The following is a 16015-nucleotide window of genomic DNA, read 5'->3' as shown; positions in this document are numbered from 1 at the left end:
CCGATCGCAGCCGCTATTCCGTGAGCGGATTCGTTAACATGACATCCCCGCTAACCAACCAAGCTCCAGCGGCTGCAATCCCCGACCACCGGCAGGCAACCTACAGCAAGGGGCTCAGCCGCATCGACATTGATTGCAGGGTGCCCGCGTCAGACGGTTAATCTAGAGCTCGCACTCCTGTTGTCCGCGAGGTATTGTCGAAAGTCGTGTTCTTGAGTGAATGAAAAAGGTGGCGCATCCTGTTGGAACTATCACCCTCCAACGGCCCGATGTGGGCAAAGGAATACGCCATGAATCAGACTAAAACAGATCGAACCGACGTGCCAGTGGACAACCAGATCGATCCCGAAGTGGTTTCGTTTCGGGCTCAGTTCGACCAGCGAAGTCCACTCGACGAAATTGTCCGCGAAGGAGCCAGGCGAATGCTGCAATCTGCGATCGACGCTGAAGTCGAAGCGTTCATCGGCATGCATTCCAGTCGAACCGATGAGCGAGGCAGACGACTCGTCGTCAAAAACGGAAGCTTGCCGGAGCGGGACATCCTCACCGGTGCTGGATCCATTCCCATCACCCAGGGGCGAGTTCGTGACAATGACCCCGATCGAAAACGACGGGTCACGTTTTCGCCCAGCGTGTTGCCAAGCTACCTGCGAAAGACCAAGGCCATCGAAGAATTGATTCCTTGGCTGTACCTCAAAGGGATCTCGACCGGTGATTTCGCGGAAGCCCGTCAGTCGCTTGTGGGCGCGCGTGCCGCGGGGCTGAGTCCCAACGTCGTCTGTCGGCTCAAGGAACAGTGGTGTAGCGAGTACGACGATTGGAGCAAGCGTGATTTATCCGACAAGCAATACGTTTACGTCTGGGCTGATGGCATTCACGCGAAGGTCCGCCTGGAAGACGATGCCAACAAAAAGCAGTGCTTGCTGGTGCTGATGGCAGCAACGCCCGATGGCAAAAAGGAACTGATCGCCGTCCTCGATGGCTACCGTGAAAGCGAACAAAGCTGGAGTGAACTGCTCATCGATCTCAAGCAACGAGGCCTGAAGATGGCTCCGAAGATCGCCATCGGTGACGGTGCGTTAGGCTTCTGGGCGGCGATTCGGAAAGTGTTTCCCGAGACCCGCGAACAGCGCTGCTGGGTCCATAAGACGGCCAACGTTTTGAACAAGATGCCCAAGAGCGTGCAGCCCAAGGCGAAGGGTGACCTGCACGAAATCTGGCAAGCCGAGACGAAGGCCGAAGCGAACAAAGCGTTCGATCACTTCCTTGAAAAATACGGTGCGAAATACGCTCCTGCATGCGCGTGCTTAAAGAAGGACCGCGACGTGCTGCTGGCATTCTACGACTTCCCGGCGGAGCACTGGAGTCACCTCCGAACGACCAACCCGATCGAGTCCACGTTCGCGACGATCCGGCTTCGCCATCGAAAGACCAAAGGAAGTGGAACCCGGCGAGCAAGCTTGGCGATGATGTTCAGGCCCGCCCAATCAGCATCCAAGAAATGGAGACGCCTGAACTGCCACGAAAAGATCACTCTCGTCATCGAAGGGCGTTCCTGCAAAGACGGAATCATGCAGGATGAGATCGCCGCCTAATTCAATTTCTCAAAACACAACAATTGACAATTACTCCGGGCGCTCGCTCTCCCACCCCGTGTTCGCCAACAGTCTCTTGTGCATCACCGACAGCCGAAATTGAAAGAGCCTGAGGCTGAAACCTAATTGTAGATTGAGGCCAAGAGGCCTTGCTGGTATGGCTGGACGAAAGTGCTCTAGCTCCGCCGGGTGAAATTGCTTACGCTCGCGTGGGGTTCGCGCGGAGCGTCCCCAGGTAATGAGGATCTCACGAATTGGTTGGAGTTGTGCAATGGATGAACTGGTTGATTTAGCGAAGGGCTTGAATCCGAGTTTTACCCTTCCCGACGCTTGGCAACAACAGCTACAGACGCTGAGCCGCAATCAGGGCTTTTTGTACTTTGCAAAGCAACTGCTGCGGTCCGAGCGGAACCAAAGCTACTTCCACCCTCGCCATTTCAAGAAGACCGTAGAGCAGAAGGCCAGTCTGTCGTTTGCCGATTGTCGATTGTTGACAGCGCTGCTGGCAAGAGTGTTTCCGGAGCGCATCGAGTGGTTGGGACAGACGGGGGTGCTTGGTGCAGCAGACCAAGCCGTGGTTCGATCCGCTGCGGACGCTGTTGAGGAAGACGGTGTTTTTGTGCTGCCGCAACGACTGTCGCATGAATCGCTGGAAGCGATCCATTCGGCACTGAGTCGCAAGACATTTAGGAATCGCTCCACTAAGCAAACAGCATCGGGTGTTTCGCCGCAATCGGGTCTGCATGGGGCATGGTGGGTAAGCGATACTGCGGACTTGGCAACATGCAGCGCAGTGCAAGCCTTGGCGCTCGATCCAACGCTGCTGGGGATTGCCCAGTCGGTGCTTGGTGCTGCGCCAATACACGCTCAAACCAATGCCTGGTGGTCCTTCCCGCTGGAGGGCGATGCGACCTCCGAAGCGACACAAAAGCGCAACGCCCAGTGGTTTCACCAAGACATGGAGTTTATTGACTTTGTCAAGGTGTTTGTGTATCTCTCGGATGTGGGCCAGGACAACGGGCCGCATGTTTATGTGAAAGGTTCTGCGCGTGATTACGAAGACAAGCTACCCGGCGTGAAGCTGTCGGCTCGAGTTTCGGATGAAGCCATCCAGCAAGCATTTGGGGCCGACCGGATCCAGGCGATCACGGGCGAATCGGGGACGATCGCTATTGTCAACACCCGAGGTTACCACAAGGGTGCCAGCGTGCTTCGTGGGCACCGCCTGCTTCTGCAGTTCGAGTACGCTAGCTCGCTGTACTTCAACCCCGTGCCGGCATTCTCGTTTTCGGATCTGTCTGACGCGAACCAACGCTTGCGCGAGCAGGTTCCTCGCGTTTTTCAAAATTATCGCGAGCGTGCGGGCGCGCCGTCCCGGGGGGGGCGTGGATTCATGTCGCGGATCGCAGGGCTGCTTAAGCAGCGTCCCAAAGCCCCCACGAAAGCAGCGTAGCTGCACACACACCGTCACAGGGAATACAGCAAGATGTTGGCTGGCTTGAAATTTACGGTTGGTTGCGAAGCCTCAGCAAAGCGACAGAAAGTGTGGCGTCGTGTCGTACAGTCGCCTGCGATTACGGTACCCCGATACGCTAGCCTCACCGCAGCAGATCAGGTATACGTGATCGGCTCTTGCTTCGCTAATGAAATCCGCGCGGTTCTAGAAAGGGTTGGCGTGAAGGTTCACCCAGCAATCGACCCTCGAATCGGAGCCTTGCTGATGGATGAACTTAAGATAGATCCTAGCTGGGGCAGGTGGGACGAGCGCGCGCATTACCAGTGTTTCACGCCATTTTCTATCTGCCAAGAGATTGAGCTTGCCCTGGGAGTCAAGGAATCGGATCCCGAAACGATTCTGGAATGCAGATTTAAGGGCAAAACAGCATTCATGGATCCGTTCAGACGCAGCGTCTACGCCAGCTCGAGGGCCGACGCGCTGGAGATTCGCGAACGTATGAGCGAACGGATCAAGCAAGGGCTGGACAAGGCAAAGGTAATTGTCATGACGCTCGGCTTGGTTGAGTCCTTTCAGATCACGGGGTGGGAAGGGCATCTCGCAGAGTACAGCTCTCATGTTGACGAATCCAAGTTGCGGTTCGTCAATGCGTCCTACGATCAAGTTCTCCAGGTGATGACGCGCGCGTTGGACCTGCTTTTTAGCGCCTTCCCGGAAAAGCATGTCGTCTTGACAGTATCGCCGATTCCGGTTGCACGTACCTTTTCGGGCGCCGACGCTGTCACGGCAACGATGCGAGCGAAGTCGATCCTGCGCAGTTGTGCCGACACGCTGACATGCCGCTACCCCGCGGTGACATATTGGCCGAGTTATGAGTACGCGATGTGGTCGGGAACGGCATTTCGCTCCGACGATTTGCGTCACATACGCCCGGCGGCCGTGCGGGAGATTACATCTGCCTTTTGCCGGTCCTATTTTTCAGAATCGCTGGCCCGCCGAGTCGATGCGATACCGCCCGACAGTCCTGCCAAGTTGCACCGCGACGCATCAACATTCCTGCGTCTCCCGAAATGGTTGCAGCGCAGACGTTAGTTCGATCGAAACGTCAGTAGCGTCCCGCTGTTGCGGATGTTGCCGAAGGCAATGTAATTTGGCTCCACGTTGACGTCTTTAATTGCGTCCGTGTCCGCCAGCTTCTTGACGACCACTAGCAGGTTTTTGTTGTAACCTTGGCCAGGGCCAAGCCGCCGGGCTGGCGGGGTTGAAAATCTTAATGCGTCTTGGCTGGGTAACGTTTGCCAGCCGACAGGTTCGATATGCACAAACTGGATCTGCTTGCCTAGTGCTAAAACATCGCGATAAAGATCTAGGTTAATATACGTTGCTTGCTCGATAGAGAAGTTAGAAAACAGCACTACCCTGTCCCGCTTACATTCTTTCAGCACCGACAGCAGCCCGTTCCACTCATAGTAGTTAAAAGCAAAGCTGCCGATACCAAGCGAATAGTGGTCGCTTATCAGCTTTGTGGTTGCTCTGCCAGCCTCGGAAATTTCGCCTGCATATATTGAGACATCACGCATGCGGTGGGCGAACAGCGTGGAGTACCGACCCCAACCGCTACCTAAGTCAACTATCGCATCGCCTGGCTTGACAAAGCGGCTGAGTAGAGTCAGCATCCTGTCCCGCTTCAATGAGCACATTGAAAACGGGCTGATGTCGCCTACGTGCCCCTTGTGCATGAATTTGATGCAGTTGCGGTGTAGCGCTGCACCAGATGCAGCTGTGTTTTCGCTTGCCGTGTTTGTGAACAGTCCGCGCATAGCGGACTTCGCTTGAGCTTTTCGCCCGGCGGCGGAACCTTCCAGGAATTCGTGAATATTTAGATGCTCCCACAACTCGTCAAAGCTCAGCTCGCCCTCGTCCAGTCGTGCCTTGGCTTCTCGGTAGACCACATTCCCCCAGTAGTCTTCGTGAATTGCTTTCCTGTCGGTGTCATGCCAGCCTTTGTCCAGGTCGTTTTGGCGGTCGGTCCCCAGCAGCGATTCAGAACTCACCGAAGTTTGGGTTTGGATGTTTTGGGTGATTTCGTCGATTGATACGTTTTCAATATCCATTGATATTCTCTGGGGTGTGGTCGACATCAGCGGGCTGCTGCATGCGGGGCGTTGAAATGTGATGGCATCTTGTGCGGTGTGCGGGTGGGCTCCCGCTGCACCTCAATCAGCAATAGCAGGCTAGTGGGGCGGCGACTTGCTGGCACATGCATAAGCTCCAGTGCTTGCTACGCGGCTTTGCGACCGGATTGTAAGCGATACTTGATTAGCTTTTTGAGCCCGCGTTTTGAAAGTTCGTTGACTTGTGCCAGTGGGACAATGACTCCCGCCAGCTTTCTGCGGAACCCTACTGCCGCCAGTTTGCCGTCGTTGTACTCGAGGTATTCGAGTTCATCGAAATCCTTAACGGAGTAGTGCGCATATTTGCATGCAGCGTCATATCCGCGGGGCTGTATTTCGGTGCCCAGTAGTTCGAGAAATTCCTCGATGCTTTGTGGTGTTTCAGATATGCCAAGCTTGTCAGTAAATGATGGGCCTAGCTGGATAACCGGCTTTTGTCTCCAGCAGGCTTCGGCTGCTACCGTTGATGCAAACGTGATGATGACGTCGCTCCATCGAATCATGTCATAGGTGTTGACATCATCCTCGGGGCCGTAGATCTTGACGTTGCTAAGCCCGTTCAGTTGCTCGAAGCCGCTGAAAACATCACTTGCAATGGTGGCCTGGTTGGGATGAAATCGCACGCAAAAGTAGGTTTCGGGGTATCTGGTGGCTGCCTGAAAAATCACATTCGCGTTATCTCTAAATGGTGAGCGCCACAACGGGCCAAGTGCTTCGCATTCGTCTTGACTGCTCAGGAAGAATGAAATGCGACGTTGATGGTCACCGGCTTGCTCGGGAGGGGCGAACTGGTTGTGCTTGGCTGCAAACGGGTTTAGGTTTGCGTTTTCGCGGGCTTTGTAATATCGATCTGCAACTTCGGCGCTGGTGGGGTTGCTAAGCACGCGGGTTTGGATCGCATCGCGATCGTGCGGCGTATGCCCCCGAAACACCATCGGCCTCCCCAGGATATTAAAGTCCAAGGTGGTAAAAGGAAGCCCCTTTGACTTCGATGCAATAATCAGTGATTTTCGGCACGCGAATCGCCCGTTGGGTACCACCGTTTCCTCGATGCCCTGCTCTTCAATCACGGTATTCGCCGCTTCGAGAAGCGTTGCCGCTGTTTCGTAGTGCTTGCGTTTGATAGCCCGAACGATGCCAATTTTGTTTAGGTCGCGTTTCAGGACCCTGAGATACGAGATCAAAGTGCTTTGCACACCCTCCGCAATTTCTTTGCGCTCGGAGTGACTTAGACGGCTCTTTGTCGCATGCGAGGGGGGGGCGTTTAGCTTCACAAGAGGCAGGCCGGTATCGGAGGTCGACTCTCGAGTGCTTTTCTGGCATGCTATGCAGACCAGGGGGTTACCGACCAGGTTGGCCGAGCAGGCGCCGCCGGTGACCCCACAATATGCTAGCGTTGGCTGTTGCCCGACTTTTTGTAACTGTTTTGCGTAAGCCAAAACCAATAGAAACACACGCCGTTGGTAGGGAGACGGCAATTGAATTAATACCCGCGAGCCCGGCTTGCGATCATTGACCGAAGAGGTCGGTGAGAGCATTGAACTGGGGTGCCCAGAATCATTCTGCTGGCTGCTATCCATAACGACTCTTCTATGGTTAAGTGTCTGCGTTGAATTCGGTTATCGATCTTCAAGTGTTCCTGCGTCTCCTACCTGAAGTCATTGCCCTTGGCACTCAAGATGGGTGTGCTATGTGTCATGTATACCTCGGATGGCGGTGGCGTGGCAACGTCATCCTTTTGGGCTTCTGCTGGAAGCATCACCAGGGTCGGGGCCACGGCCGACGCCTTGTACCGCTCGCTGCGGACGAGCGCCCCGCGTCGATCCCCAGCGGGCACTGGAGGCGGCAAGCAAGGCCCCGGGCGGGGACGGGCGGCTCGCTGCACCAGGATGGCGATAACACGGCATCGCCGCAAGAGCGTGAATTTCGGATTAGCCAGCCGATGCAACACGCCGATGCACAGACGCAGCGAAACGGGGGCGACAAAATTAGCCGGCCAAGCTGCCGGGGCCACTGTTTGCTTCCCGGACACCGCGAATGTTCGACCCGCATGAACTCACACAAGGGTGACCCGATATCTGTATTGCGGATAAAGTCAAGAGTCGTTTATCATGCTTGGTATCGGCGCTAGTTCCAACCAAGGCGGCCTGCGCAGCTGAAATTAGAAGTGCAGCCAGACGTAGCAGTTCGGACCGAGTGTTTCGCGTCCCAACAAGTCCAGAGTGTTAGATGCATTAGGACCTGAATCCAGATTTTTTAAGTCGCGAGCAAGCCCTGATAACCCTATCGCAGTCGGCATTGTTGGAAACGGACGTGTTGTTCATTGGCAAGGGGGGCTGGGGGAAGGACTTTGTCGTAGCGGTCTGCGACTACGTACTTAGCAGACCTACGGCCAGGAAGCCCACCACGCAAACGGCAACCGAGTTTTATTCGCTTCGGAGATCGCGTGCAGGGTGTGTGTGCCGCGCAGATACGAAGTCCGCTGGACACAGGAACGTTACCAGTTCGTTTCGGGCCGCTGGCCACATTAACACCATATCGAAGGAAATTGAGGCATGGCAAGTAGCTTGAACGATTCGCGGATCCTCGTCACCGGTGGCACGGGGTCATTCGGCAAACGTTTTATCCAGCGTTTGTTTGAAGAGTATCCGGCCATTCCAAGGGTCGTGGTCTACTCGCGAGATGAACTCAAGCAATTCGAAATGGCGCAACAGTTTCCGGCTGACAAGTATCCCGCGATTCGCTTCTTTATTGGAGACGTGCGCGATGCCGGCAGGCTTAAGCGTGCGATGGAGGGGGTCGACACGATCGTTCATGCTGCGGCGTTGAAGCAGGTTCCCGCTGCAGAGTACAACCCCTTTGAAGCCATACGAACGAACGTGTTGGGTGCTCAGAATGTCATCGAGGCGGCTCTGGATTCAGGCATTAATCGAGTCGTCGCATTGTCAACCGACAAAGCCGCCGCACCAATTAATCTTTATGGTGCGACGAAGCTTTGCAGTGACAAGCTGTTCATTGCGGCAAACAACCTGCGGGGGCGTCGGGACATAAAGTTCTCGGTCGTTCGCTATGGTAACGTTATGGGCAGCCGTGGCAGCGTGATTCCATTTTTTTTGAACCGCCGCTCGTCCGGCGTGTTGCCGATTACCGACCCACGCATGACACGGTTTAACATCTCGTTGGACGAAGGCGTAGCGATGGTGTTGTATTCACTGGAAAACAACTTGGGCGGAGAGATTATCGTTCCCAAGATCCCCTCGTATCGGATTATGGACGTTGCCGAAGCGATTGGTCCGGAATGTGAAAAACCGATCGTTGGCATCCGTGCGGGCGAGAAGTTACACGAAGAAATGGTGACAGCGAGCGATAGTCAAAACACGATTGAAAACGATCGCTATTTTGTCATCATCCCGATGATGCACCAAACCAACCAGAACGAAATGAGCCAGAAGTTTGCTGAGTATCACAAAGGGACCCCGGTGCCTCACGATTTTCGCTACAGCAGCGAACACAACGACGACTGGCTGACCGTCGCCCAGATTCGCGATCTGATCAAGCTGCATGTGGATCCCAACCACCGGGCTTAGGTGCGTTGGATTTTGGATTGTTGAATCGCGACGTCGTGTGTCCCCCTCCCTCTCCTGTGGCAAAGAATCACTGTGATTCCTTACGGAAAACAATCGATCGATGAAGCGGACATCCAGGCCGTCGTGGACGCCCTGCGTTCGGATTTCTTGACAACTGGGCCGCGTGTCGCGGAGTTTGAACGGCGTTTTTCGGAAGCTGTCGGGGCAAAGCATGCGATCGCCGTCTGCAACGCAACGGCTGCCTTGCATCTGGCGATGCTGGTGGCAGAAGTCCGGCCGGGGGACCGAGTCGTCACAAGCCCGAACACGTTTCTTGCATCAGCAAACGCGGCAGCGTTTGCCGGCGCCGTCCCCGATTTCGTCGACATCGATCCGGTTTCCTACAATCTATGTCCGGATGCTTTGCGGCAGAACTGGAAGGATGACACCAAAGCGGTGGTGGCCGTGGACTATGCGGGCCAAGCGGCTGACATGCCGGCACTCGCCGCCGTGGCGCGAACCAACGGTGCGGTCGTTATCGAGGACGCATGTCATGCCGTGGCGGGGCAATTCCAGCATGAAGAGAAAACATGGAAGATCGGCGGCCACCCCTGGGCGGATCTGACAACGTTCAGCTTTCACCCGGTGAAAACAATGACCACCGGCGAAGGCGGGATGCTGGTTACCAACAATGATCAGTATGCGGCGCGGGCGCGGGCGTTGCGGACACACGGCATGGTCCGATCGAGTGAAAATTTTGATGGCCTTGGCGATCCCTCGTTCGAGGAGCGCGGACCGTGGTATTACGAGATGCAGCATCTTGGCTATAATTACCGAATCACCGACCTGCAGTGTGCGCTGGGGTTAAGCCAAATTGAGCGTCTGGAGGCTTTTTTATCTCGACGTCGATCGATCGTCGCAGAATACAATGCCGCATTTTCTGATATCCAAACAATCCAAACACCCCGCTTGCGGAACCCTGCGGATGCATCGCTGACCTCCTGGCATTTATATACACTTCAGATCGACTTTGACGCATTGACAACCACCCGCACCGAATTCATGAGGCGATTGCATGAGCAGGGTGTCGGAACCCAGGTGCTCTACATTCCAGTTCATTTACAGCCTTGGTATCGCAAGATGTTCGACTATCGGGTCGGCAAATGTCCGGTCGCTGAGCGGTTTTACCAACGTGCCCTGAGCCTGCCGCTTTATCCGGCCATGAGTGATCAAGACGTCCAGCATGTGATCGGTTGCGTTACTCGCTTGAGTGTGGTCGCATGATCTTGGCCGTGATCCCCGCGCGAGGCGGAAGCAAACGCATTCCGGATAAGAATATTCGTCCGTTCTGCGGACGTCCGATGATCGAATATTCGATCGAAGCGGCGCAACAGGCGGGCGTCTTTGACCGCGTGATCGTTTCGACAGACAGCGAAAAAATTGCTGACGCCGCAATCCGCTGCGGAGCGGAAGTCCCGTTCGTCCGTCCGCCTGAATTGGCAGACGAATTTGCAACGACGACTCCCGTAGTGCAACACGCGATCGCTCAATTGACCTCCACAGCAGACCCTGTGGGATATGCTTGTTGCATCTACGCGACCGCGCCTTTTGTCTCTCCAGAAGACATCCGACGTGGACTGGAGACTCTCAAACGAACCCCGGCTGCAGACTTTGCACTCCCCGTGACGACGTTTCCCTACTCGATTTTCCGGTCCTTGGCGTTGCAGCAAAATGGCTTGCATGCAATGCTCTACCCGGAGCACCAAGCAACCCGCTCGCAGGACCTTCCCGAAGCGTGGCACGATGCGGGACAGTTCTACTGGGCAGCCGAACCGACGTGGCGACGACTGGCGGGCGGAATTCTTTCAGCATCATTAGTTGGTATTCCGATTCCTCGGCACCGGGTGCAAGATATTGACACTGCGGAAGATTGGCGGCGTGCCGAGCTAATGTTCGAGCTTCTGGCGCAAGAATCCCATGGCCCTCCCTCAACTGATCATTAGATCCGATGCCTCCAGAACGATCGGGGCCGGACACGTCATGCGATCCCTGGCAATTGCTCAAGCCTGGCAGGACCGAGGCGGGGAGGTTACGTTTGCGAGCTCGGAGCTGCCCGATGCATTGAAGTCGAGAATCGCCGCGGAAGGATTTCGTCTGATCTCCGTGACAGACCCTCCCGGCAGCAGCGAAGATGCCCGTAGACTGCTTGCCGTCGCGGACAGGATGCGGGCCGCTGCCATCGTCCTTGACGGCTATACGTACGGCGCAGATTACCACGCTGCGATTGGTCGTTCAAAGCATTCGACGCTGGCGATAGACGATTGTTCTCACCTGGCACATTACAGCACCGATTTTGTGCTCAATCAAAACGCGGACGTTGCGGAATCGCGGTATCCCAATCTCTCGCCCCAGACCCAACTGCTACTGGGAACTTCGTATGCGTTATTGAGACGCGAGCTGGTCGATGCGTTCGACACGGTGCGGGACGAGCCGACAGGGAAGCGGATCCTGGTAACCTTGGGGGGCTCCGACCCGGATAATGTCACGTCGGCAATCATCAAAGCACTCCGTTCGGACAGCGACAGCGATTTGTCGGTCCGGGTGATCGTCGGCGCGATGAATTCGCACGTCGACTCGCTTAAGCAAGCGATTGGCGGTGACGCAAGGATCGAAATCCTGCAAGATGTTGCCGCGATGTCGCACCAGTATCGTTGGGCCGACTTGGCAATCGCAGCAGGAGGCAGTTCGAATTGGGAGATGTGTTATTATGGACTGCCAAGAATTGTTCTGGTGATAGCGGACAATCAGATCGAAATCGCCGCCGCGTTGCAGCGCAAACAGATCGCGGTCAACTTGGGGCCTGCCGCTGATGTGGAGCCCAGCGACGTCAAGGCTGCGGTCAACGCAATGTTGAACAATCCGGCCAAGTTGCAAGTCGCGCGAGCTGAGGCGCTGAAGCTCGTCGACGGCAAGGGGGCCTGGCGGTGTGTCGATCGTCTACTGAAACACAACAAGCCAATGAATTTGTATCCATCGTGATTCCCTAAACAACTAGCTGGCAAATGCCTCCACCGACAACCGACCAGATCGTTTTACGCGATGCCACGATGGATGATCTGCATTTGCTGATGCAATGGAGAAACCATCCGGCGACCCGCAATGCAAGTCGCAACACGGCGGCTGTGGATCATGAGTCGCATCAAAAGTGGATGCAGCATTCGCTTGGCAGCGACAAACGAATGCTGCTGATCGCGGAGATCGACTGCAGGCCGATCGGAACGGTAAGACTGGACCTCGACGAGGTCTCTGAGATTTCATGGACGGTCGCCCCCGAGGCTCGGGGCAAGGGCCTCGGAAAACGCATGGTGATGGCTGCCGTTGGCGCCGTCAAGTCGCCGATCAAAGCCGTAACTCGCAGCGACAATACGGGATCACAAAAGATTGCAGAAGCCGCCGGCTTTCGACTGATTCAAGACGATGGACGATGGCGTACCTATTATCGTGACCTCACAACACAATCATAAAATGAAGCAATTTACACTTAATTCCCGCGACATCGCTCCCGGCTTATCAACTTATCTAATTGCCGAACTTTCAGCCAATCACGGAGGAAGCTTGGATCAGGCCCTGGACGTCGTTCGGGCAATGAAGGATGCCGGGGCGGATGCCGTGAAACTGCAAACCTACACCGCCGATACGCTTACAATCGACTCGGACCGGCCCGAGTTTCGCGTGGGCGAAGGAACGCTTTGGCAGGGTCGGACCCTGCACGATCTGTATCAGGAAGCGCATACGCCGTGGGAGTGGCATTCCGCACTGTTTCAGCTTGCCCGTGATCTGGGGATGGATTGTTTTTCCACACCATTTGACAAGACGTCTGTGGATTTTTTGGAAACACTCGACCCGCCTTGCTACAAGATCGCTTCCTTCGAACTGATCGACCTGCCCCTGATTCAATACGTCGCGTCGAAGGGGCGTCCGATCATCATGTCGACCGGAATGGGGACCCTTGCCGAAATCGCCGAAGCGGTTGACGTCGTGAAACAGGCGGGGGTGCCGTTAGCCTTGTTGAAGTGCACAAGTGCCTACCCTTCGCCTCCCGAATCGATGAACCTGCGCACCATTCCGCACTTGGCGGAAGCCTTTGATGTACCAACAGGGTTGTCGGATCATACGCTGGGAATCTCCGTTCCCGTGGCTGCTGTTTCGCTTGGGGCATGCATTATCGAAAAGCATGTCACCTTGTCACGATCACAACCGGGGCCCGACAGCGCGTTTTCGCTAGAGCCTGCGGAATTCCGCCAGCTCGTCGATTCGGTGAGGACGACGGAAAAGGCGATTGGAACCGTCAACTATCAACTCACCGACAAGGAACAGTCCAGCAAGGTCTTTAGACGGTCGCTGTTCGTCGTCAACGACGTAGCCCCCGGAGAACCGTTCACGAGGCAGAACGTACGCTCGATTCGTCCCGGATACGGTTTGGCCCCCAAACACCTGGAACGCGTTTTAAAACGAAAGGCAGCGACAGCCATCGGTCGCGGCACTCCGTTGTCGGAAGCTCATCTGGCTTAGGACCAGGTGATTTGCTTCTGCGGAGAGTGAGTCACTTTCGGTCAAACCCAATGAAGCCCCTGAGGAATGATTGCCAAAGCTGTCGCGGGGCGATCGCGAGGTTCGTTTGCTTCCGACGACCTCAAAGCCATCGCCACTGCGAACAACTGCGGGTAATTGTCATTCAATCTAAACCTAATAGATCTCGGGATCTGGATCTTGGCTGCCATCGGCGTGCAAGAAGCGGAAGTCGCAGCCGAGATCGGCCTGCGTCGTCTGTTCGAAGTACAGCTTGCCGTAACCGCGAGTGAACTTGTTCTCCGGCTGCGTCCAACCGCTGCGGCGGCTGGCGAGTTCCTCGTCGCTGATCTCTAGTTCGATCTGCCGCCCGGCGACATCCAAACGAATCATGTCGCCATCTTGGACAAACGCTAGCGGTCCGCCGACAAACGATTCCGGTGCCACGTGCAGCACGCACGCGCCGTAACTGGTGCCGCTCATCCGCGCGTCGGAGATCCGGACCATATCGGTCACGCCCTGTTCCAGCAGATATTTTGGAATCGGCAGCATGCCCCATTCGGGAATCCCCGGAGCGCCCAAGGGACCTGCGTTTTGCAAGACGATCACATGGTTTGCGGTCAGTCCCAAGGCGGGATCATGAATCCGAGCCTTCAGATCGGGGTAGTTCTTGAAGACGGCTGCCGGCCCGCGATGCTGCAACAAATGTTTCTCAGCCGCTGGCGGTTTGATCACGCAACCGTCGGGAGCCAAGTTGCCGCGCAGCACGGCTAGGCTGCTCGATTCGCTCAGCGGATTCGAGCGCGGACGAATCACATCCTCGTCGTACACCTCCGCGCCTTCGATCGCTTCCCCCAGCGTCGTCCCGGCGACATTGGGGCAATCGAGATTCAACAGGTCGCCGATCCGATGCAGCAGCCCTTGCAGCCCGCCAGCATCAAACAGATCGGCCATCACGTATTTTCCAGCCGGACGCAAGTTGCCGACGACAGGCGTCTTCTGCGAGATCTCGTCGAAGCGTTCCAGCGTCAACGGCACCTCGGCTCGTCCGGCCAAAGCCATCAAGTGAACGATCGCGTTGGTCGATCCGCCGATCGCCATCAACGCGGTGATCGCATTGTCGAACGATTCGGGGGTCATGAACTCCGACGGCTTGATGTCCAACCAAGCGAGTTCGACGGCGCGGGATCCGGTGGCCGATGCCATCCGCGAGTGAGACGAATGCGTCGCGGGAACCGACGAGGATCCGGGCAGACACAGCCCCATCGTTTCGGCGATCGCCGTCATCGTCGATGCGGTTCCCATCGTCATGCAGTGGCCGGGCGATGCGGCGATGTGGTCTTCCAATTCGCACCAGGCTTCGCACGACAGACGCCCCGCGCCGCGTTGATCCCAATACTTCCAAACGTCGCTACCGCTCCCCAGCGGTTCGCCGCGCCAACTGGTCCGCGACATCGGCCCGCCCGGCATGAAGATGCTGGGGATATCGACGCTGCGAGCTCCCATCAACATCGCCGGCGTCGTCTTGTCGCAGCCTCCCATCAAGATCACTGCGTCCAACGGATAGGTCCGCAGCGTCTCTTCGGTCTCCATCGCCAACAGATTGCGATAGTACATCGAGGTCGGCTTCATGAATGTTTCGCTGAGTCCCATCACGGGAATCTCGACGGGAAATCCACCCGCCTGCCAAACGCCTCGCTTGACGTCTTCGGCCCGCTGGCGGAAGTGGGCGTGGCACGAAATCAGATCGTTCCAGGTGTTCAAGATCCCGATAACCGGCTTGTCTTTAAACTCCTCGGTTGCAAACCCGGCTTGCTTCTGACGCGACCGATGCCCGAAGGAACGCAGGTCGTCGGGGCCGAAGTAGCGGTAGCTGCGGAGTTGTTCGGGCGTCTTGCGTGGTCGCTGACTCATGATCGGTTGCTTGGTTGGAGGCGGAAAAAAGGGGCTTGCAGCTTGTCGGTTTAATCAGCCGATTGGGCGTTAGCCCCGGTTCCGCTGCCACTAAACCGGGGCTAACGCCCAAACGGCTAATGCAATGAAGCTCGTTGTGACTAAACCGACAAGCCGCTTGCGCGCTGCGGATTAGTCCATAAAAGCGTAGCGGAAATTGGCTGCGAACAGCACCTGCCACTCCAGCCAAGCCAGCTGTTGACACTGCGACTGCAAATCGCCGCCGCTGCGAACCGCTTGCTGGCACAGGTCGACCATCGCGTAGGGATCCCAGCGGTCGTCGGCGATCAGAGACGCGGTCTGATCGGTCATCAACGGCGCTGCGGCCTCGGCCAAGGTCTCGAACGCTGGATGGGTTCCGACATTGCGGAACCAATATTTTGCGTTGCCAAAGTCGTGCTCGCGGCGATGCATGATGCCATGCCAAAAGCTGCCGTCGGCGGTGTGGATATCCTGGCTGATCGAGTGCGATCGGTCGAGATCGCCCGCCAGCAACCACAAACCGCTGTCGCAGCAGGCGGCCGCGTCGCGGTCGTGCGGTTTTCCTTGAGAATCCTGCAGCCGATTGCCGCTGATCCAATCGACGATCGCCGGATTGGCGGGGCCGTCGCCCAGGCCTGGCAATTGCGACCCAGCGATTGCGTCGACGAGTTCCTGCGGCAGCGGCAGCGAACAAAAATCTTCGGTCATAGAAATCATCGC

Annotated in this window: 13 protein-coding genes; 9 read left to right on the top strand and 4 right to left on the bottom strand. The window is 56.4% G+C overall.

Going from position 1 to position 16015, the window contains the following annotated elements; translation table 11 throughout:
- Positions 1–290 precede the first annotated feature (290 nt).
- The 3 genes from CA51_RS08725 (at position 291) to CA51_RS08715 (ending at position 4143) form a co-directional block, all read left to right on the top strand.
- Positions 291–1595: an IS256 family transposase gene (locus CA51_RS08725; RefSeq protein ID WP_231746078.1), complete on the top strand. Its 1305-nt coding sequence runs from the start codon at positions 291–293 to the stop codon at positions 1593–1595.
- A gap of 271 nt (positions 1596–1866) precedes the next feature.
- The gene (locus CA51_RS08720) at positions 1867–3048 is read left to right on the top strand and encodes a phytanoyl-CoA dioxygenase family protein (RefSeq protein ID WP_197451693.1); all 1182 of its coding nucleotides are present in this window, start codon (positions 1867–1869) and stop codon (positions 3046–3048) included.
- Between the two features lie 33 nt (positions 3049–3081).
- The gene (locus CA51_RS08715) at positions 3082–4143 is read left to right on the top strand and encodes a GSCFA domain-containing protein (RefSeq protein ID WP_145119690.1); all 1062 of its coding nucleotides are present in this window, start codon (positions 3082–3084) and stop codon (positions 4141–4143) included.
- Here the strand turns inward: CA51_RS08715 and CA51_RS08710 are convergent.
- Complete coding sequence (locus tag CA51_RS08710) at positions 4140–5165, bottom strand: class I SAM-dependent methyltransferase (protein ID WP_145119688.1); 1026 nt, start codon at positions 5163–5165, stop codon at positions 4140–4142. The genes CA51_RS08715 and CA51_RS08710 overlap by 4 nt on opposite strands.
- A 167-nt stretch (positions 5166–5332) precedes the next feature.
- Positions 5333–6805 (bottom strand): capsular polysaccharide export protein, LipB/KpsS family, encoded by a 1473-nt coding sequence (locus CA51_RS08705; RefSeq protein WP_145119686.1) that lies wholly within the window; start codon positions 6803–6805, stop codon positions 5333–5335.
- A gap of 975 nt (positions 6806–7780) precedes the next feature.
- On the opposite strand from CA51_RS08705, the gene pseB reads away from it, so the two are divergent.
- The 6 genes from pseB to pseI all read left to right on the top strand — a co-directional run bounded on the left by pseB (position 7781) and on the right by pseI (position 13363).
- The gene (pseB, locus tag CA51_RS08700; protein WP_145119684.1) at positions 7781–8812 is read left to right on the top strand and encodes a UDP-N-acetylglucosamine 4,6-dehydratase (inverting); all 1032 of its coding nucleotides are present in this window, start codon (positions 7781–7783) and stop codon (positions 8810–8812) included.
- Positions 8813–8884: 72 nt separating this feature from the next.
- Positions 8885–10075, top strand: coding sequence for a UDP-4-amino-4,6-dideoxy-N-acetyl-beta-L-altrosamine transaminase (pseC, locus tag CA51_RS08695; protein ID WP_231746077.1), 1191 nt, complete (start codon positions 8885–8887; stop codon positions 10073–10075).
- Positions 10072–10794: a pseudaminic acid cytidylyltransferase gene (gene pseF / locus CA51_RS08690; RefSeq protein WP_145119679.1), complete on the top strand. Its 723-nt coding sequence runs from the start codon at positions 10072–10074 to the stop codon at positions 10792–10794. Before pseC ends, pseF begins: the two co-directional genes overlap by 4 nt.
- Positions 10769–11830: a UDP-2,4-diacetamido-2,4,6-trideoxy-beta-L-altropyranose hydrolase gene (gene pseG / locus CA51_RS08685; RefSeq protein ID WP_145119677.1), complete on the top strand. Its 1062-nt coding sequence runs from the start codon at positions 10769–10771 to the stop codon at positions 11828–11830. Before pseF ends, pseG begins: the two co-directional genes overlap by 26 nt.
- A gap of 23 nt (positions 11831–11853) precedes the next feature.
- Positions 11854–12315 (top strand): GNAT family N-acetyltransferase, encoded by a 462-nt coding sequence (locus CA51_RS08680; protein ID WP_145119675.1) that lies wholly within the window; start codon positions 11854–11856, stop codon positions 12313–12315.
- A 1-nt stretch (position 12316) separates the two neighbouring features.
- Positions 12317–13363, top strand: a complete 1047-nt coding sequence (gene pseI, locus CA51_RS08675; protein WP_145119673.1) for a pseudaminic acid synthase — start codon at positions 12317–12319, stop codon at positions 13361–13363.
- Between the two features lie 174 nt (positions 13364–13537).
- Here the strand turns inward: pseI and araD are convergent, their stop codons facing one another.
- Positions 13538–15274: an L-arabinonate dehydratase gene (araD, locus tag CA51_RS08670; RefSeq protein WP_145119671.1), complete on the bottom strand. Its 1737-nt coding sequence runs from the start codon at positions 15272–15274 to the stop codon at positions 13538–13540.
- 171 nt (positions 15275–15445) lie between these two features.
- Entirely contained in the window at positions 15446–16012 is a 567-nt protein-coding gene (locus CA51_RS08665) for a hypothetical protein (protein ID WP_145119669.1), read from the bottom strand.
- Between the last annotated feature and the right edge of the window lie 3 nt (positions 16013–16015).

The sequence above is a fragment of the Rosistilla oblonga genome, assembly GCF_007751715.1.
GTDB classification, from domain to species: domain Bacteria; phylum Planctomycetota; class Planctomycetia; order Pirellulales; family Pirellulaceae; genus Rosistilla; species Rosistilla oblonga.
This window is presented reverse-complemented; position numbering and strand designations above follow the sequence as displayed.